The sequence below is a fragment of the Moorena sp. SIO1G6 genome (genome assembly GCF_010672795.1).
Classification (GTDB): domain Bacteria; phylum Cyanobacteriota; class Cyanobacteriia; order Cyanobacteriales; family Coleofasciculaceae; genus Moorena; species Moorena producens.
In genome coordinates, this window is the sequence record NZ_JAAHFZ010000010.1 from 1 (window position 1) to 17,205 (window position 17,205).

The 17,205-nt window shown below is 44.3% G+C and carries 19 protein-coding genes; 12 read left to right on the plus strand and 7 right to left on the minus strand.

Going from position 1 to position 17,205, the window contains the following annotated elements; all coding sequences use genetic code 11:
- Positions 1-238: 238 nt before the first annotated feature.
- The 4 genes from F6K63_RS11450 to F6K63_RS11465 all read left to right on the plus strand — a co-directional run bounded on the left by F6K63_RS11450 (position 239) and on the right by F6K63_RS11465 (position 2,871).
- A complete protein-coding gene (locus F6K63_RS11450) occupies positions 239-406 on the plus strand; it encodes a hypothetical protein (protein ID WP_287312143.1) in 168 nt (55 codons plus the stop codon).
- Between the two features lie 42 nt (positions 407-448).
- Complete coding sequence (locus F6K63_RS11455) at positions 449-733, plus strand: hypothetical protein (RefSeq protein WP_287312314.1); 285 nt, start codon at positions 449-451, stop codon at positions 731-733.
- Between the two features lie 216 nt (positions 734-949).
- The gene (locus tag F6K63_RS11460; RefSeq protein ID WP_287312145.1) at positions 950-1,897 is read left to right on the plus strand and encodes a DUF4351 domain-containing protein; all 948 of its coding nucleotides are present in this window, start codon (positions 950-952) and stop codon (positions 1,895-1,897) included.
- Positions 1,898-1,971: 74 nt separating this feature from the next.
- On the plus strand, positions 1,972-2,871 hold the full coding sequence (locus F6K63_RS11465) for a DUF4351 domain-containing protein (protein ID WP_287312147.1): 900 nt from the start codon (positions 1,972-1,974) through the stop codon (positions 2,869-2,871).
- Positions 2,872-3,073: 202 nt separating this feature from the next.
- On the opposite strand, the gene F6K63_RS11470 is transcribed toward F6K63_RS11465, so the two are convergent.
- Positions 3,074-4,066, minus strand: coding sequence for an N-acetylglucosamine kinase (locus tag F6K63_RS11470; RefSeq protein ID WP_287312149.1), 993 nt, complete (start codon positions 4,064-4,066; stop codon positions 3,074-3,076).
- 33 nt (positions 4,067-4,099) lie between these two features.
- Here F6K63_RS11470 and F6K63_RS11475 point away from each other — a divergent pair, with 33 nt between their 5' ends.
- Positions 4,100-4,264: a hypothetical protein gene (locus F6K63_RS11475; protein WP_287312151.1), complete on the plus strand. Its 165-nt coding sequence runs from the start codon at positions 4,100-4,102 to the stop codon at positions 4,262-4,264.
- Positions 4,265-4,278: 14 nt separating this feature from the next.
- On the opposite strand, the gene F6K63_RS11480 is transcribed toward F6K63_RS11475, so the two are convergent.
- On the minus strand, positions 4,279-4,491 hold the full coding sequence (locus F6K63_RS11480) for a hypothetical protein (protein WP_287312152.1): 213 nt from the start codon (positions 4,489-4,491) through the stop codon (positions 4,279-4,281).
- Between the two features lie 162 nt (positions 4,492-4,653).
- On the opposite strand from F6K63_RS11480, the gene F6K63_RS11485 reads away from it, so the two are divergent.
- The 4 genes from F6K63_RS11485 (at position 4,654) to F6K63_RS11500 (ending at position 7,826) form a co-directional block, all read left to right on the plus strand.
- Complete coding sequence (locus tag F6K63_RS11485) at positions 4,654-5,313, plus strand: RNA polymerase sigma factor (RefSeq protein WP_287312154.1); 660 nt, start codon at positions 4,654-4,656, stop codon at positions 5,311-5,313.
- Between the two features lie 36 nt (positions 5,314-5,349).
- Positions 5,350-6,279, plus strand: coding sequence for a DUF1822 family protein (locus F6K63_RS11490; protein WP_287312156.1), 930 nt, complete (start codon positions 5,350-5,352; stop codon positions 6,277-6,279).
- A 274-nt stretch (positions 6,280-6,553) separates the two neighbouring features.
- The gene (locus F6K63_RS11495) at positions 6,554-7,504 is read left to right on the plus strand and encodes a hypothetical protein (protein ID WP_287312158.1); all 951 of its coding nucleotides are present in this window, start codon (positions 6,554-6,556) and stop codon (positions 7,502-7,504) included.
- Between the two features lie 157 nt (positions 7,505-7,661).
- A complete protein-coding gene (locus tag F6K63_RS11500) occupies positions 7,662-7,826 on the plus strand; it encodes a hypothetical protein (RefSeq protein ID WP_287312315.1) in 165 nt (54 codons plus the stop codon).
- 112 nt (positions 7,827-7,938) lie between these two features.
- On the opposite strand, the gene F6K63_RS11505 is transcribed toward F6K63_RS11500, so the two are convergent.
- Positions 7,939-9,666 carry an RNA-guided endonuclease InsQ/TnpB family protein gene (locus F6K63_RS11505; RefSeq protein WP_502708304.1) on the minus strand — a complete coding sequence of 576 codons (1,728 nt, stop codon included), beginning with the start codon at positions 9,664-9,666 and terminating at the stop codon, positions 7,939-7,941.
- Positions 9,667-10,222: 556 nt separating this feature from the next.
- Between F6K63_RS11505 and F6K63_RS11515 the strand changes: the two genes are divergently transcribed.
- Positions 10,223-10,390: a hypothetical protein gene (locus F6K63_RS11515; RefSeq protein ID WP_287312160.1), complete on the plus strand. Its 168-nt coding sequence runs from the start codon at positions 10,223-10,225 to the stop codon at positions 10,388-10,390.
- 408 nt (positions 10,391-10,798) lie between these two features.
- On the opposite strand, the gene F6K63_RS11520 is transcribed toward F6K63_RS11515, so the two are convergent.
- Positions 10,799-11,560, minus strand: coding sequence for a bilin-binding protein (locus tag F6K63_RS11520; RefSeq protein ID WP_287312161.1), 762 nt, complete (start codon positions 11,558-11,560; stop codon positions 10,799-10,801).
- Positions 11,561-12,377: 817 nt separating this feature from the next.
- Between F6K63_RS11520 and F6K63_RS11525 the strand changes: the two genes are divergently transcribed.
- Positions 12,378-12,746: a hypothetical protein gene (locus F6K63_RS11525; RefSeq protein WP_287312163.1), complete on the plus strand. Its 369-nt coding sequence runs from the start codon at positions 12,378-12,380 to the stop codon at positions 12,744-12,746.
- Positions 12,747-13,099: 353 nt separating this feature from the next.
- Here F6K63_RS11525 and F6K63_RS11530 read toward each other — a convergent pair whose 3' ends face one another.
- The 3 genes from F6K63_RS11530 to F6K63_RS11540 form a co-directional block, all read right to left on the minus strand.
- A complete protein-coding gene (locus F6K63_RS11530) occupies positions 13,100-14,605 on the minus strand; it encodes a UbiD family decarboxylase (RefSeq protein ID WP_287312164.1) in 1,506 nt (501 codons plus the stop codon).
- A 41-nt stretch (positions 14,606-14,646) separates the two neighbouring features.
- A complete protein-coding gene (locus F6K63_RS11535) occupies positions 14,647-14,796 on the minus strand; it encodes a hypothetical protein (RefSeq protein WP_287312165.1) in 150 nt (49 codons plus the stop codon).
- Between the two features lie 141 nt (positions 14,797-14,937).
- A complete protein-coding gene (locus tag F6K63_RS11540) occupies positions 14,938-15,072 on the minus strand; it encodes a hypothetical protein (RefSeq protein WP_287312166.1) in 135 nt (44 codons plus the stop codon).
- A 172-nt stretch (positions 15,073-15,244) separates the two neighbouring features.
- Here F6K63_RS11540 and F6K63_RS11545 point away from each other — a divergent pair, with 172 nt between their 5' ends.
- Entirely contained in the window at positions 15,245-16,660 is a 1,416-nt protein-coding gene (locus F6K63_RS11545) for an NYN domain-containing protein (RefSeq protein ID WP_287312168.1), read from the plus strand.
- Positions 16,661-17,205: the final 545 nt, after the last annotated feature.

A 17,205-nucleotide genomic window follows, 5' to 3' on the forward strand; every position in this document is an offset into this window, starting at 1 on the left:
ACTGCGTCAATATCGGAATAGTTAGGAAATCGGGAATCGGGAATCGGGAATTGGGAATCGGGAATCGGGAATCGGGAATCGGGATTGGGAATGCGATCGCTTTTAGCGTGGCCTACGGCCAATCGCGTAGCGTGACCTACGGTCAATCGCTTTTAGCGTGGCCTACGGCCAATCGCGCAGGGGAGCCAATCCCTATGGCAATATTTATTTAACTGAGTTAATTAATTAATCATTAAGCTTGGTACACAGGATTTTGCCCCACTCCACTACTCCCTGCTCCCTGCTCCCTGCTCCCTGCTCCCTACTCCCTATTCCCTATTCCCTATTCCCTATTCCCGATTCCCTAAAAAAATTTGTTACAAAAGTTTTCAAAAAATGTTATAATGAAATATTTTTTGTGTTATAATAAAATTACCGTGGGCGCTAAAGCGATGCAGAGGTGCGACCCGTGGCGAATTTAATTCGCCAACGGAAAGCGCACCTAAGCGGTCTTGGGGGTTTCCCCCACTCGCTATTGCATCAAGAAACGTTCCACGGTAAGAGCCAGCCTATAGTTTCTCCAGGCTCTCAGGCTGGCTCTGGAGCCCCAGTTAAGGAGATACCTAATATTTTATGTCGTACTCTCAACGCCTATATCCATGGGCGCTCATTCGTCTATTGCCGAAGATGCAGCGAGTGGTTGTGCGTCGTTTTCGCAACCGATCAGATGCGGAGGGGCACTTGCAGGCTGTGAAACGACTGATGCCCGATGAAAAATTTATTATTATCTTCGATTTAGAAGACCCTATAGACGGCGATTCTATAGACGAAGAATCTTAAAAAATAGGAAGTTTGGGAAGTCTGAAAAGCCCAGATCTTCAGTAATCAAATTTTAGTCTGACCCCAGAAACAGCTCTGCAAACTGGGGTGCGTGTAACTCAAAAATTAGTCTTGATTTGGTCAATTGTCTATGGCAAAACGTGCAGATATTGGTAGCAAACGCCTCATCAGTCTCGCTCCTAATGCTTGGGTGCAATGGGTAACCGGCAATTCCCAAGTGCGGGCATCTCAGTTACTGGATGCTGAGTTTCAATGGATTAGTCGCGAAAGCGATGTGATTGTCAAAGCTTCTAGTCCTGAACACTCCGAATTTCTGATTCTCAATGAATTACAACTACGCTATGACCAGAACATGCCTCAGCGAATGCGCAATTATGTGGCTTTAGCTGAGGAGAAATACAACCTATCGGCTTATCCGGTATTAATTAACATCTTGCCGCCCCCAAGCACGGTCACCATTGAAAATTGCTACGAAAGCGAATTCATGGGATTAAAGGCGCGTCAAGATTATCGGGTAATTAATCTGTGGGAAGTAGATGCTGAATTAGTATTAGAACAACCATTACCTCCCCTATTTCCATTTGTACCGATCTTAAAAGGAGGTGGTAGTGAATCGAAATTGCGCTCAGCGGTGCAGGCGCTACGAGCGGATCAAACCTTGAATCAACTAGAGCCATTGTTAGCTTTCTTCGCTAGCTTTGTTTTAGAGATACCTTTAATTCAACAAATCATGAGGTGGGATATGACAGTATTACGAGAATCGCCCTGGTATCAAGAGATTTTACAAGAGGGTCTTGCTCAAGGCATTGAACAAGGAATCCAACAAGGCATCCAACAAGGGGTTGCTCAAGGCATTGAACAAGGCATTGAACAAGGGATTGAACAAGGCATTGAACAAGGGATCCAACAAGAACGTCGAGGCAGTTTAGAGCGCATCCTTAAACTGCGATTTTCCGAGATTCCTGTCGAGATATCCGTGAGAATTCAAGCCTTAACTCTCGAACAATTAGAAGAGTTGATGGCAACAGCATTAACGGTTAACTCCCTAGATGAGTTTACTCAACATTTGCCCAATTAATTAAATAAGGCCACACCCCACATCGACCGTGGGGTGGGCGTAAGTCAATAATTAGTCTTAATTGGATCAATTGTATGACAAAACGTGCAGATATTGGTAGCAAACGCCTCATCAGTTTAGCTCCTAATGCTTGGGTGCAATGGGTAACCGGTAATTCCCAAGTGCGGGCATCTCAGTTACTCGATGCTGAGTTTCAGTGGGTTAGTCGCGAAAGCGATGTGATTGTCAAAGCTTCTAGTCCTGAACATCAAGAATTTCTGATTCTTAATGAATTACAACTACGGTATGACCAGAACATGCCTCAGCGAATGCGCAATTATGTGGCTTTAGCTGAGGAAAAATACAACCTATCCGCTTATCCAGTATTAATTAACATCTTGCCGCCTCCAGCCACCGTAACCATTGAAAATTGCTACGACAGGGAATTCATGGGATTAAAGGCTCGTCAAGATTATCGGGTAATTAATCTCTGGGAAGTAGATGCTGAATTAGTATTAGAACAACCTTTACCTCCCCTATTTCCATTTGTACCGATCTTAAAAGGAGGTGGTAGTGAATCGAAATTGCGGTCAGCGGTGCAGGCTTTACGAGCCGATCAAACATTGAATCAACTAGAACCGTTGTTAGCTTTCTTCGCTAGCTTTGTGTTAGAGATACCCTTAATTCAACAAATCATGAGGTGGGATATGACAGTATTACGAGAATCACCCTGGTATCAAGAGATTTTACAAGAGGGTCTTGCTCAAGGGATTGAACAAGGAATCCAACAAGGTATTGAACAAGGCATTGAACAAGGGATCCAACAAGAACGTCGAGGCAGTTTAGAGCGCATCCTTAAACTGCGATTTTCCGAGATTCCTGTCGAGATATCCGTCAGAATTCAAGCCTTAACTCTCGAACAATTAGAAGAGTTGATGGCCACAGCATTAACGGTTAACTCCCTAGATGAGTTTACTCAACATTTGCCCAAGTAATGTAAGCATTCAGCGGTCAGCGGTCAGCCGTCAGCTTTGTGGCACAGGCTTCTAACCTGTGACTTTCGTGACTATTAAACGAATGCTTGCCTGTTTTATTCAAAAGCTGTTCCCGTAGCGTGCCCATAGCCCATAAGCTGATAGCTGATAGCTGAATGCTGACAGTGCCACACCCCACCTCGACCCTGGGGTTAGGGGTGGGTTACTCTTGCCTATTGCCTAGGCTCAGCAACCCTAACAAACCGGCTCCATAAGCAGGCTCATGGCGAGGCCAAATTACTTTAACATTAGGGCTAAGCATGACTAGAGATGATTCAAATTGCTGACGGATTGAGGAAAGACCATGCCATACACTTCCGGTGGTTACTACCTCACATGCTGAGTCAGGAGCAAATAGGCTTTCAATAACAACTTGGGTAGCTTTGGCTAGTTGATTAACGGTATCTTCGATAATGCTAATGGCTACCTGATCCCCTTCAGCGGCTGCTTGATCCACAATTGGTGCTAAGGATGCAATTTCTTTAACTCCCCACCCTGGCTGATATATGATATCTGTGATCAAATTAAAGTTTGATAAGTTAAAATGGGTGGTGAAGCGCTCCTGAAGACTAGTTGCTCTTAGACTAGTTACTGCGCAGCCATCATAGGCGTTGATAGCGGCTCGTAATCCAGACACGGCAATGTGATAGGCACTGCCAACATCTCCTAGGATATGCCCCCAACCACCAACTCGCTTGGTATTTCCCTGGGCATTGCGTCCAAAAACGATTGAGCCGGTGCCTGCGATCGCAACCACACCCACAGGCTTACCGACTCCCCCCACTAAGGCAATCAAAGCATCATCACAAATCACAACATTAGAGGGGAGTAATGCCCAAGTGACCGGAATTGCCCGACTTGACAACAACTGTTGGACGAAGCCTCGCACCACTTCTTGATCTCGTGGGCGACCAACACCGGCTAATCCCAAACAAATGGCTTCCACTGTGACCGATTCCATGGACAGTTTAGCGGAAGCCTCTTGGGTGGCTAGGCGAATAGCTGATTCTATGGAGACGAAAGCGGTTTTGATACCAACGGTGTGATAATTGGAGGCGTCGGCTTCTCCTCGACCTAGGATTTGACCTTGGTGGTTGAGGACTACACAAAGGGTTTTAGTGGCACCGCCATCTATTCCGATTACACAACTGGTCATTTATAGTTAGTTGATTATAATGAAACTGGCAAGATGCCAGTTCTACGCAAATTGAAACTGGCAAGATGCCAGTTCTACGCAAATGGAAACTGGCAAGATGCCAGTTCTACGCCTGATGCCAGTTCTACCCAAGATGCCAGTTCTGGCAAGATGCCAGTTCTACCAAGATGCCAGTTCCACATCAGCATTCAAAAGTAGCCAAAAGCTCACAATTATTTATTGTCTGAATCTTCTTGCTTGAGAAGGGCATCGACTAATACGGTGACTTGCACCAGGGAATTGATCACATCACTGGCTTGGGTGAAGGGTTTACCTTCATACTCGCAGTAGGCTGACCAAATTACAGGAATAGCAATCAGTCCGACTAGCCAACGCTTGATGGTTTTAGGATTATACATGGGCAGGAATAAAAACAACAGCCTCATCTGTTTTTGTTAACTTTCTCAAAGACCGATTCCATGCCAAATCGAGCTAGAGAGCCCATTTCAAAAATTTTTTCCGACTTTGCATAGAATCCGGGGTTAACCACCGTTAGTTATTTAGAAACTAAAGTGCATCAAGGAGATGGATTGAGATGGAGTTAACCCATGAACGAACTGGAGGAACGACTACAACAGCTAGCTTTGGAAGCTCAAAAGCATTCCCCAAAAAGCCGTGGCCGTGGTCTCGTCCTGACTCGGCTGATTCATATGATTCAAGCATCTGGCAGATTATCTCGCAGGAGATATGACACCCCTCAGGAGGTTTACGATGAAGCACTTCAAGAGACTTGGTTGTATGTGTTCAAAAAAATTGACACTTATCAACCGAGAGGTCCGGTGATTAACTGGATTAATAGTGTCCTCAAGTGGCGGTTGATTGATGCCAAGAAACGACATACCAAAGGGGGACGGGAGTACTCACTAGATGCACCAATAAACTCTTCCGATGGGGGTAAAGTCAATCAATCAGGTAATATGACCTATTTAGATACCGTTGCCCAACCGGAAGAAACTCCTTTACCTTCACAGCTTATACGTCAGTGTATTGAAGAAGACTCTGACGGGCTGTTTGCCAGCAAACACGTTAAAGGACATCCTAAGGCCAACTTCAGAACCATTGCTCTTTTATACCTCGACCGGAAGAGTTGGCAACAGACTGCTGTCGCGGTTGGGTTAAAGCCAAAGCAAGCGTCAACGGTGCAAAGTTTCTACTGGCGCTGTTGCAAGTATTTTGCTGACAAGTTTAAGGAATACTTGCAGGAATAACTGACTAATAAGATTCAATTTATGTAGAGAGTAACCATGAATAACTTAACGGAAAAATTAGCATTTTCTGTGCCTATTACCAGAGATTGGTATCAACTAGCAGAAACCTTTAGTCAGGAACAGCACGAACCGGATAAAGCTCAAGATGTTTACCTCAATACATTAGCAGTTTATGCGGTAAATTTCTACTTACAGTGTCTGGAAGTAGAAACTGATTTAGCAGCAAGTGATAGCAGTAATCCAGCCCTGCGATCGCTGATGAATGTATCCGACTTGATGGTTAAAGATTGGGGTAAATTGGAATGTCGTCCTGTTTTACCTGGTGACATAGTTTGTCACATCCCACCAGAAAGTCGCCAAGACCGAGTTGGTTATGTGGTAGTAGAAATTAATCAACCAAGTAATCAAGCTAAACTGCTAGGATTTGCAAAAACTGCACTGGGAGGAAGCTTGGAGATTAGTAAAATCCAGTCTCTTGAGGAGTTAATTAAGCAATTACCAGAGCCATTACCAGAGCTAGAATCAAATGTCGTGAACTTACGGGAATGGTTTAAGGGTAATTTTGAAGTAGGTTGGCAGTCGCTTAGCGATTTGCTGTCTCCACAACAACTGAGACCAGCATTTAGAAATACCGAAGACCAGCAAGAACGAGCTAAACTGATTGATTTATTTGATTTAGGGCTAGAACTAGCGGGTAATCCTGTCGTTTTAATTATTACTATCCGGAAAATCGACAAGGAAACTGCCAGCGTTCGAGCCCAGATTTATCCCAAGGGTGAAGCACTAACCTTGCCTCCGAATTTGAAACTATCCGTACTAACTGCAACCGGTGATATTTTTACCGAAGTAACCGCTAGAAGTAATGATGAATTCATCCAATATCAGTTTGATGCGGAACACAGAGATAACTTCGGAATTAAGGTGTCTTTAGGTGAAGCCTCCATTATCGAAAGGTTTCAGGTTTGATCGAGAGAGATATAGCAATTATTATTTGGGTGAAAAGCTTTTTAAGGCAAAAGGCAAGAGGCAAAAGGCAAGAGGCAATAGGTTTTTCAGGGAATCAGCCTTGCCCTTAATAAGGGGCACTTTTCCGACTCCCCCCTTATTAAGGGGGGCTGGGGGGGATCGACCATTGGGAATTTTGTTCAGGCTTTTGATCCCCCTAAATCCCCCTTAATAAGGGGGACTTTTCCGACTCCTGCTATTCTTGGGAACACTTAAAATTGTCAAACATAGATCAATGAAGAGGCTGTTAACGTTAATATTAGACGGAGAATTTGAACAGGGGTTTGATGCAACCCTGGAAATTCGGCAAGGGGATATCCATTCTCCGTCCCAAACTCGGATTAAAGGGCGGTTGTCAGGGAATCGAGAGTTACTCAACTGTTATCGCCATTGGCAGCAACGGTATCTGAGTTTGGAAATGCTATTTCGTGCTCTGAGTGCCAATCCCGAACAGGTGACTAATTCATCCCAGCGGGGGAAAGCCTTTGCGGCTTGTCGGCAAGCAGCTGAAGTTTTGGAAGGGAGTCTTAATCACTGGCTCAATAGTGATCCAGAGTTTCGCGGGATTCGGGATAAGTTATTGCGCTCTGGGAAAAAATTTCAACTGCTGTTACAGACCAATAATCCCTGGCTGCGCCGGTTTCCCTGGCACCGCTGGGATTTACTGGCGGAAGCCCAGGCCGAAGTTGCCCTGAGTGCCATTGAATACGATTGTCCCAACCCCCTTAACCGGCAGCCTACCCCCAAGGGCAAGGTCAGAATTCTGGCAATTTTGGGTCAGGGTGCCAATCTTAACCAGCAAGCTGATCAGCAGGAGTTGGAGGAGTTGGCGGGAAAGGCGGGGGCACAAATTACCTGGCGGCAGGAACCCCAGGCATCGGAGTTGAATCAGCAGTTATGGGAGCAGGGGTGGGATATTCTGTTTTTTGCTGGTCACAGTGGCACTTCCCAAGAGGGGCAGCGGGGGGAAATTCAACTCAATCAGACGGAACGGTTGACTATCGACGATCTGCGGTTTGCCTTGAAGAAAGCGATTGGCCGTAGGCCACGCTACGCGAACGCACGAGGGTTGCAGTTAGCTTCATCCGCTCTTATGCCCCACGTCCGCACTGAAAGTCGGCGTGGGATGAATGGCGGACAGGATCGAAGATCGTTTATACTAGATATAGTAGGGAAGACAAAATAAGAGCTAACCGCCACCTACTAATTAAAAATAGAACTTATTGTATTGTTCCGGCGCGGAGGGGCATCCCGTGTCGTTAATAAAGCTTACCGAGTATCCGAAGCGATGGCTGGAGTTGGTAAGAAGCCCACACTGTAATCTTCGATGAGCGTGTGGGAGTATGTCACCTATCTTTAATTCCTGTGATGGTCTCGGCTTAGCCTACCAGTTGGCAGCACAGCAGGATTTGTATTTGCCCCAGGTGATTGTCATGGCCGAGAAAGTGCCAGACCCAGTATCACCCAAGTTTTTGCGGTATTTTCTGGAAGCTTACATCCGGGGTTGACCCGAGGCTGTTAGTGCTGGAACTAACTGAAGAGGATTTTCAGGATCAGTACCAGGATGACCAGGAATAGCCTTTGGGTAGTGCAGCATTTAACCAGCTCAAAACGCTTGTTTCAAGCATCTTGAACAAGTATGGCATCACCATTGCTGGTGAAGGCAGCTGCCTGCAAAGACCGAATCATGATGTTTCGGCCGCCACCGATGTCCCTGGGCAATTCCATCTTGCATTCAGGACATCGAAAAATTTTCGAGCCACCTAGCTTGTTGTGCCGATGACCACAGTTGGTACAAGTTTTACTGGTGTAGGATTCGTTGCACCGTACCACCAGTACATTCTTCCTAGCTGCCATCTGAGTTAAATGCTGGGCAAACTTGTAATGACTCCAACTCAACATATTCCTAACAGTTTTCCGGTTAATCTTCCTCGATGACTTGAGTACCATTTTACTGGTAGCAAAAGTTGGCAGGAAGATTAACTTGTATTTGCCAATCAGGAATGATGCGACCTTGGAGTGCAAATCTTTGACCAAGCACTGAATCTTTTCCCTGATCCGGTCGGCAGCTTTCCGCATTTTGTGCCGTTGCCGCTTGAAAGGAGACTTGGTAGCACGAGAAAGGAGTTGGTCAAGGTGTGAGCATAGTCGGTTGATACGCCCAATGTCGCCCTTACCAATCTCCAAGACATTCTCACCGTCGTAGCCCGTCAAAAAGGCACGGTTTCCAGGGTCGAGAGCAATTACCCTTTCTTGTTTGGTAGGTTCGGTTTCCACATGAAGGGGGAAACAGCCATACCACTTGCCCCGCTGATAAACCAATTCAGTACCATACTCGGATTGACTAGGCAAAGGTTTGGATGCTTTAAAGGTCAAACCCTTGGTTTTCTTGGGATACCAAGTACCGTTCTTAAAGTTCCCTACCTTGAACTGAATGGTTTGAGATTTACTTTGGCAGGACTTGAACTTGGCTTCACCGCCATTAGCTTTGCCTTGCCTGTAAGCGTCTATCGCCTCATCGCAAGCTTCTTGAGCTTGATGCCCAGGTAACTCCCTAACCCAATCTGGTATTGTCAGACTAGTTCGGTAGGCTTTTTGTAGGTCATCTTTCAGATTGAATCCGTTTTTTAACTGCTCCAGTGCCCAGTTAAAAACTTGCCGGTAGGCTGCCAGCCATTGCTTCCAAACCTTGTGCAGTTCAGCAGTTGGATACAGCCTAATTTTCCTGACACTATTTGGTGGTAGTTTGGTGGATTTTCGCGAGTGGCTGTGCCTTTTTGTCTGCTTGTAACGCTTCCCGGAATTTCTTTTGGTATTTTCCCAATCCGTAAAGCCTATAACTGAAGCAATGGAGGATGGACAGCATATCTTCGACCAATTCTTGATCCTTGCTGAGCTTGCACTCACCCCAAACCATGAGTTGGCACTGATTTTTTTCACAGAGCTATCTAACCAGTTCGATGGCAAATCTGAGCAATCGGTCTGGGTGGGCAACCACAAGGCATTGGAGATCGCCTCGGAGAAATCTGTCCAGAATGGCGAGGACTTGTCCCCTCCTAAAATTGAGTCTGGAGCCAATTTCTGATATGTGTTCTGCTTCTGGGAATCTTGAACGTAGTAGTTCAGCTTGTCTTTCAAAATCATCGCGCTGGGAATAAGTTGAGACCCGCGCATAGCAAACAGTGACAATTGGTCAGGATTTTCCTGCTGCTTCCTCGATTTATTCAAGGTTGTAGCGCCTTTGACCCTTTGGCTTCCTGATTGCTTTGAGCCTGGCTTCTGTTTCCCATCACCTGAGTGTTTTTGAGTTAAATCATCGAATTGTGGCGGCTTTTTTCGGCGTGACATCTCTCCTTAATAACCGCTTAAATTTTCTCTTACTAGTATAGTCAAAAATCAGTGGGCTAAACGATTAATCCATGATTTGATTATTTAATGCTACGTCACATCAACAGTGAGGCCATTATTGGTTTAGTTTGTTCCTTCGTTACAGCCTGTTTTCCCATTGTGATGGTCTCGTTATGGTCAATACCTGACGGTTTTTTTTTGGAAAAATCTTTGAAAACCTCTCTAGGAGGAGGTTAAGGGGAGGGCGGTGGAGACGTTGGGGTTTTGAGGGGATTGCTTCCAGGGACAATGGTGGAACTTATTTGTGATTAGTTCCGTCAAGAGTAATGTAACTGATGAGCATTTACCACTGGGTTACTCCAGATATTGGCTACAGTTAGGGGTTCTAAAAAAAACTTTAGCTATATCCGGATATCTAATTTGAATCCAGAAAAAATTTATAGGATATGGAAAACCAGAAATCACTTCTGGATAATTTATCATCTACCTGGTATTGATTGTCCCTTGGGGCAAACCAGGGTTATTTATTCCAAAACCAAAACTCAAGTAATTTAATATGACACTACCTAATCAGAAGTTTATAAGCGCATTAGAAAACCTTAAAAAAACTTACACAGAACATGCCGAAATTTTGGACTTATTGATTGATAAACTTAAAGAAGGAAAAGAAGAACAAATCAAAGCAAAACTCAAAAAATTTGATAATGATAATGACTGGAAATAAGGCTATTCTACATTTCTATTTTGATTAGATTTAAGTTTTATTTAAATCTAGTTAAAAACTAATGAACTATAAAAATAAAGTTAGGGACAGAAAAATACACTTAGTTATCTGTCTCTAACTTTCCTGGATTTTATAGTTTATTTTAAACTAGTTTAGCTAGAGTAAACTTATAAAAAGCATAAAATAAAAATGCCACGATTTCCTCAAAACCAATTCATTTATGACTTATATCAACTTATTCAATCATTTCCAGAATATGCCGAAATTTTATAATTACTAATCGACAAATTTAAGCAAGGAAAGGAACCCGAAATCACAATAATCCTTCAAAGGCTAAAGTATGAGGATAAATACTGGTAAGCATTCCTGGAAAAATTTAACACTTTTTCTATAAGCGTTAAATCAAAACTAGGCTTCTAATTTTATAGGGATTATCTGGATGAGATAGTCCAAGCAAAGGGTTAGTTCTTTAGCTTCTTCGGGAGCAAAACTTAGACTAACCTTTTGGGTTTTGATAAAATCTAGTGCATCTACATAAAGCTGTAAATCCCTATTCACAGGAATCTTTGATTCCTTTATTGCTCTATCCATCAGCTCCCAATCTCCTACGTCTAAACAGTAATATATCAACTTCAAGTATTCTCTAATTTCTTGAGAAAATACCTCAATATCCCCTGAGTAATCTGTATCTACATTGTTTGGATTCTGGTCATAATGCTTCCTTAAAGCTGCTTCGGCAGCTTCTTGGGATAACGCTTTTCGGTTAGCCTTGAGCCATTCCATAGCTTCAAGGCTAGCCTCTTCACTTTTTTTTAACTCACTTAATGCTGTCTCTAGTCCCTTAATTAACTCCCCCGCACGCTCCGAGTCTCCCGTATCCTTGGCTTGGATTTGTTCTATAGATTCTAATAGCAAGGATTCTTCTGAAAATAGTACATCTTCCGGTTTTAGACCTAAAGCTTGGATAATTGCGCTCGCAGAATGCCAATCTACACGTTTTTGCTTGAAAAAGCGCTCAACTGTTTTCTTGCTGATCTGGGCTTTTTGTGCAAGGCCCTCATAACTTAGGGACTTACCTTCGTCATCTCTTTCACTGACTCTAGCTTGCTCAAGACGCATTATTACTTCAGGACTGGCAGTAACGCCACGGGGCTTGCGCTGTTTACTCATATATAACAAATCTGTGTGATTGTCGTTGTTGAGAAGGACAGAAAAGGACACTTATTGATCCGAAACTGCTGCTTGACTGACTTTTCTGGCTTAGTAGGTTGGGTGGAAAATAGGGAAATCGAAGGCTGGCAAGGGTTTGGTTGGGTTTCACTACCGGGTGCATCTGATTAAAGCTGTTTGACCCGGTGGGTGGAACGGGCATCAGGCATGGAACAGGCATCACGGGTGAAATGGGCATCTTGCCCGTTTCATTTCCGGACGCACTGTCCTAACACTGGCTACCGACAAAATGAGGGCGAGCCCGTCCCTAAAGCACCACTAGCAAAATTTACAAAAGTGAGATGCACCCTCGCTACCGATCCACCGCTCTAGGTAAAATCAAGGGTTTTAGGAGTAAAGTCAGTCAATAAGTCCAAAACTATGACTCAAGAGCTTAGAAAAGGACACTTATCTATCTTTGCTTTACTGTTGCTGAACTATTTTAGCGCTCAGCTTGCTCTTGGTGCAAGGCGCTGATAAGTTAGGGGCTTACCTTCGTGATCTCTTTGACTGGCTCTAGCTTGGTTAAGACGCCTTATTCCTTTAGGAATGGCTCTAATGCTACCAAGCTTGCCCTTTTGACTCATTGATAATTAATCCGTGTGATTCTAGTTGTTAAGAAGGACAGAAAAGGACACTTATTGATCCGAAACTGTCACTCAAGAGGTTAGAAAAAGACACTTATTATCTTGCCTTTATCTTTCCTTTACTGTCCTTGATACACCCATCTGCAAAATCTAGGATGGTGTTATAAGCAATCAAGCATCAGGACAAAACCATGACCAACTTACTAAAGCAATTTACTAGCACTTTTAAGGCACAGAAGAATACGCAACAGAATAGAGAAAAAACTACTGTAGTCACAACTCCAGCAACTGATAAAAACGGTGAGTCCCCAGTAGTAAGGCAATTTTCCATCTGGGGAATTGCCTTCCTGCTGATATCTGTATCTATAATTTTTAACCTAGGACCTCACTTGATTGCCAAATCTAAGTTCACAGGGAAATATAATAGCAAGGTAGAGATCAGCGTAGAGGGAATCACGGTAACAACTGAAATAGACACAAGAGAAAGTAGTGGAGCAAATGACAATACCGAAGAAGAAGAAACTGAGGAAACCAGCCAGCTAAGTTCATCCTCTCGTTAACTGGTTATGTATAAGAATTATGGGGGCGATCTGCCCTTAGGCAGCCCCTTTCAGCGATCGCCAAAGGCGATCGCTCCCTCCCCAGTTCCCATACAATAACCAGGATACTGAGAATGATTCGCCTTAATAATGGCTATCCACAGCATAGGCTATTACATACAGGACTTACCCATTGCTCCCATTATCCCCTGCCCCCGTGATCCCCTCAACTGTAGAGGGTGAGGGGATCCAGATTTTGACCTGGTATTTTACCTTGTCTGATTAGTGGTGAGTTAAAGCTTGCTGGGTAAACTACCTATGCTTAATGGGTTAGCTGACCACTGACCACTGACCGCTGACTGCTGATGTATAAATTACATATCATACCCAAACAAATTCGGATCAACATCCTTCAAATCCAAATCCCCTAACCCATACTCAGCCCAACGCCTATCTACCATCGCTGCTACATCCCCATCTGACTCCAAAGTTGCGCCCCATTCATGTTCCGTTTCCGGTGGAATCTTAGTAGTAGCATCAATACCCATCCGTCCCCCTAAGCCAATCTTTTCACTAGCAAAATCCAAACTATCAAAGGGAGTATTGGGCAAAATAAAGACATCCCGCACCGGGTCAACCTTAGAACTAATCGCCCACACCACTTGACGGGGGTCGCGAATATTAATAGTCTCATCCACCACAATCACAAACTTGGTGTAGGTAAATTGAGGCAAGGCACTCCAAAACGCCAAAGCAGCCCGTCGCGCTTGTCCTGGATAGGCTTTCTTAATAGAAATAATGGCCGCTTTATAACTCAGAGCTTCCATGGGCAAGAAGAAATCCACAATTTCTGAGACTTGTTGCCGCAGGATCGGGGTATAAATCCGATTGAGTGCGATCGCCATCATCGCTTCTTCTTTCGGTGGACGCCCACTAAAGGTAGTTAAATAAATCGGATCCTTGCGGTGAGTCATACAGTGGAAGCGAATCAACGGGGAATCCTCCACTCCACCGTAATACCCCATGTGGTCACCAAAGGGACCATCTGGCAACATTTCCCCTGGAGTAATCGTGCCTTCCAGGACAAACTCCGAATCCGCTGGTACTTCTAAATCTAAGGTTTTACATTTGGCTAGGTTCACCCCAGACCCACCATAGAGTCCAGCAAAGAGCCATTCCGACAGGTCAACCGGTATGGGAGTAGCAGCGGCCAGAATAATCAGGGGGTCAACACCGAGTGCGATCGCAATTTCTAATTTCTGTCCTCTCTCCACCGCCTTGCGCAAATGTCGTGCTCCACCCCTAACCGAGAGCCAATGCACAGTCATCGTAGTCTTAGACTGCAGTTGTAGCCGATAAACCCCCACATTAGGAATACCGGTCTCACAATCTTTGGTAATCACCAATCCTAAGGTGATAATCTTGCCAGCATCACCGGGATAAGGGCGAATCAGGGGTAACTTATTCAAATCCAAATCATTTTCCTCGACCACCACCTGGTGACAAGGAGGGAAAAAGTCTCGCCCTGGTTTAGCTTTCACCACATCAAACAAAATTTTGCCAAATTCCACCGCCTGGGAAATTTTCTTAGGTGGCTTTGGTTGTTGCAGCATCCCTAGCTTCTTGCCCAAAGTTTCCAAATCTTCCGGGGTTGACCGGTTCATCGCCCAACAAACCCGTTCTTCTGTTCCCATTAAATTAATCGCAACCGGAAAGGATGACCCTTTTACATTCTCAAACAGCAAGCCAGGTCCACCCGCTTGTAGCATCCGGTTTGATATCTCAGCAATTTCCAAATCTGGGTCAACTAAAGCCTTAATCCGCCGCAATTGTCCCTTCTGTTCTAGCTCTTGGATAAATCCCCTTAGGTCTCTGGCCATGATTACAATTTGTTAAGCTGAGTCCCTCTTACTATACCAGTTCACAATTGCCTGAAGGAGTTTAGTCTTGGGTTAATTGGGAGTAGGGAGTAGGGAGCAGGGAGTAGGGAGTAGGGAACAGGGAATCGGGAATCGGGAGTCGGGAGTCGGGAGTCGGGAGTCGGGAGTCGGGAGCAGGGAATCGGGAACACGGAATAGGGGAAAAATTATGTATACCTGATTACTCCGATAAGCGCTATAATAGCAAATTTAACCCCGTCAAAAAACCAAGTTATCGGAAAACATTTCCGTTATCAAGGATTCTGACTCCTGGCTTCTGGCTGGAAGCTCCTTCAATCTACCAATAGCTGAGTTCTATGGAACTCAAGTTTTTCCACTACCCACTGCTGATCCTTGAGGGATCCATTCAGGAATTGTGGGAATTTTTGTTCCCTACTCCCTGTTCCCGTCTTGATGCAGTCGCTCATGGGGGAAACCACGGCAGTCGCTCATGGGGGGAACCCCCAAGACCGCGCTGCCTCCCCAAGACCGCGCTGCATCGCTGTTCCCTGTTCCCTTTGCTATTCACATATACTGGGTTCATAGATCTGCTTTTGTATTCTGCTCAAAATTACTCACCAAATCTACCAGAAACCATTCGTGAATGACTCTGCCGCGATCAACGAAATTAGCCTTTACCTCTACCAAGCAATCCTTGAGGTTCAGCAGCAGCAGTCCGAATTACTCAAGGAAAAATACCGAAAAATCGCTTGGGATAAGCCCCGTCATCAATCGGCTTTCCTGACCAAGTTCAAATCAGAACTCAGCCAAGAGCAAGATTGGCCCCGACGAATTATCAAAGTCAGGAAATTACTGCAAGTTCTGTTTATTCCTGGTTATTTCAACTCCCTCAGCTTTAGGAAACTGACCCAAAAACTTCGTCACTCTATCCGACCCAAGCCAGCCAATAATTCCCATAACTTAGCTGTCTCTACTAATAATAAAACCCCAACATCGGTTTCCCCTTCGCCAAAGCTAGGCACAGGAATTGCCATCTTACTGCTAGATGCCGAAAATTTACGGCTCAATAGTGAAACCGAAAAGTTCCTAGCTCAAATTTGTTCCTACCCGATCCAAATCAAAATTGCTGTTGCCAATTGGCGTGCTATGGGTAAGTATGACACTGAACTGCATACTCGTGGCTATGAGCTAATTCATGTCCCACCAGGAAAGGACAGCGCTGATTTTAAGATGGCTACCGTTGGCGCTTCTATCTTTATCCATTATCCAACCGCCAAGGAAGTCTTAGTCTGTTCCTCTGATGGGGTAATGACTCATCTTTGCACCACCCTACAAACCCATGGACTAACAGTCTATTTGGTGCGTAAGCAAAACGATAAGATCATTGTTTTAAATAACAAGACTCGTGAAACTCAAGCCCATTCTCTGGTTTCTGTACCAGAAATTCCCACCCTTGAGGAATTTATTAATCAGCTCAAAGACATCCTCAAAGCTGAACAAAAACGCACTTCCAATGCTTGGATAAACCTGTCTAGACTCTCTTATCTATTTGAATCTAAGTATCAGCTTACCATCAATCAAGTTGTCTCCCTGCGCTTGCCTGGAAAACTAACAACCGATATTTTTAGTGATTACCCCAAGGATTTTGTGACTCATCACATACCGGGGACTTCAAATTTTTATGTAACTCTATTTGAAAAGCCAATTTCTTTCATTAAAAAGACATCTCCTTTGAAGACTATTCAGTTAAAACCTACTGTTAAGCCTTTATCTAAAATTGAATCTAAATCAGATTTGGAAGAGATACTAGTTAAACTCCTCAAGGATTTGAAGACAAACTATAAAGATCCTTATGTTCCGATCGCTCATATAGCTACTGAATTTAAAAAACAATACTCTCGACCAATTACTCAGTTGATGAGAGACTTAAATTTAAAAGGTACATTCCCCAAATTTTTGCAATCCTTAGGAGCGTTTAAACTAAAGAAGGTTGGTAAGGCTTATCAAGTTGCTTTACGGTTAGACGGGTTGAATGCACTAGTGATTGAACACTAAAAACTCTAGAGTAGTCGGGAATCGGGAATCGGGAATCGGGAATCGGAAGTCGGGAGTCGGTAAAAAATCTGGCATTGCTGAATCTTTGGATCAATATGAATGAGTGGGCTGGGCATCCTGCCTGCCCGACAAGATCAGTAACGGGCAAGATGCCCGTTCCACACAATATGCTCGTTCCACGCAATATGCCCGGGTAGGTTTTTAACTTTGGGGGGAGTACGTACTTTCATTGCCTAAAAACTCCAATACATAGATATCCAAATCTACAAAAATTTAAGGGACGGGTGCGCCCAGCTTAGGGCGTTTCCCCCATTCGTGACTGCATAAGGTGCAACAGACAGAGAATTCTCAGCATCTCCCCATTTCCCCATCTCCCCATCTCCCCATCTCCCCATTTCCCCATTTCCCGACCCAAATCTCAAAAACCTACCCCTGTCAGGGGTAATTGGTAAGTCCTCAGAGAGGGTAAATGTTACAAATTCGTAATCTTAGTCATAAATACTCACGGGATGAGATAATAATGTAAATAAATATTACATTTTGTT

Excerpts from the sequence above, each read along its gene's own strand:
- F6K63_RS11495 (WP_287312158.1), top strand. The coding sequence starts at position 6,554 with ATGAAGAGGCTGTTAACGTTAATATTAGACGGAGAATTTGAACAGGGG.
- F6K63_RS11485 (WP_287312154.1), top strand. The coding sequence starts at position 4,654 with ATGAACGAACTGGAGGAACGACTACAACAGCTAGCTTTGGAAGCTCAA.
- F6K63_RS11525 (WP_287312163.1), top strand. The coding sequence starts at position 12,378 with ATGACCAACTTACTAAAGCAATTTACTAGCACTTTTAAGGCACAGAAG.
- F6K63_RS11540 (WP_287312166.1), bottom strand. The coding sequence starts at position 15,072 with ATGAGCGACTGCATCAAGACGGGAACAGGGAGTAGGGAACAAAAATTC.
- F6K63_RS11475 (WP_287312151.1), top strand. The coding sequence starts at position 4,100 with ATGCCAGTTCTACGCAAATTGAAACTGGCAAGATGCCAGTTCTACGCA.
- F6K63_RS11505 (WP_502708304.1), bottom strand. The coding sequence starts at position 9,666 with ATGTCACGCCGAAAAAAGCCGCCACAATTCGATGATTTAACTCAAAAA.
- F6K63_RS11530 (WP_287312164.1), bottom strand. The coding sequence starts at position 14,605 with ATGGCCAGAGACCTAAGGGGATTTATCCAAGAGCTAGAACAGAAGGGA.
- F6K63_RS11500 (WP_287312315.1), top strand. The coding sequence starts at position 7,662 with ATGTCACCTATCTTTAATTCCTGTGATGGTCTCGGCTTAGCCTACCAG.
- F6K63_RS11515 (WP_287312160.1), top strand. The coding sequence starts at position 10,223 with ATGACACTACCTAATCAGAAGTTTATAAGCGCATTAGAAAACCTTAAA.
- F6K63_RS11470 (WP_287312149.1), bottom strand. The coding sequence starts at position 4,066 with ATGACCAGTTGTGTAATCGGAATAGATGGCGGTGCCACTAAAACCCTT.
- F6K63_RS11465 (WP_287312147.1), top strand. The coding sequence starts at position 1,972 with ATGACAAAACGTGCAGATATTGGTAGCAAACGCCTCATCAGTTTAGCT.
- F6K63_RS11520 (WP_287312161.1), bottom strand. The coding sequence starts at position 11,560 with ATGAGTAAACAGCGCAAGCCCCGTGGCGTTACTGCCAGTCCTGAAGTA.
- F6K63_RS11480 (WP_287312152.1), bottom strand. The coding sequence starts at position 4,491 with ATGAGGCTGTTGTTTTTATTCCTGCCCATGTATAATCCTAAAACCATC.
- F6K63_RS11460 (WP_287312145.1), top strand. The coding sequence starts at position 950 with ATGGCAAAACGTGCAGATATTGGTAGCAAACGCCTCATCAGTCTCGCT.
- F6K63_RS11490 (WP_287312156.1), top strand. The coding sequence starts at position 5,350 with ATGAATAACTTAACGGAAAAATTAGCATTTTCTGTGCCTATTACCAGA.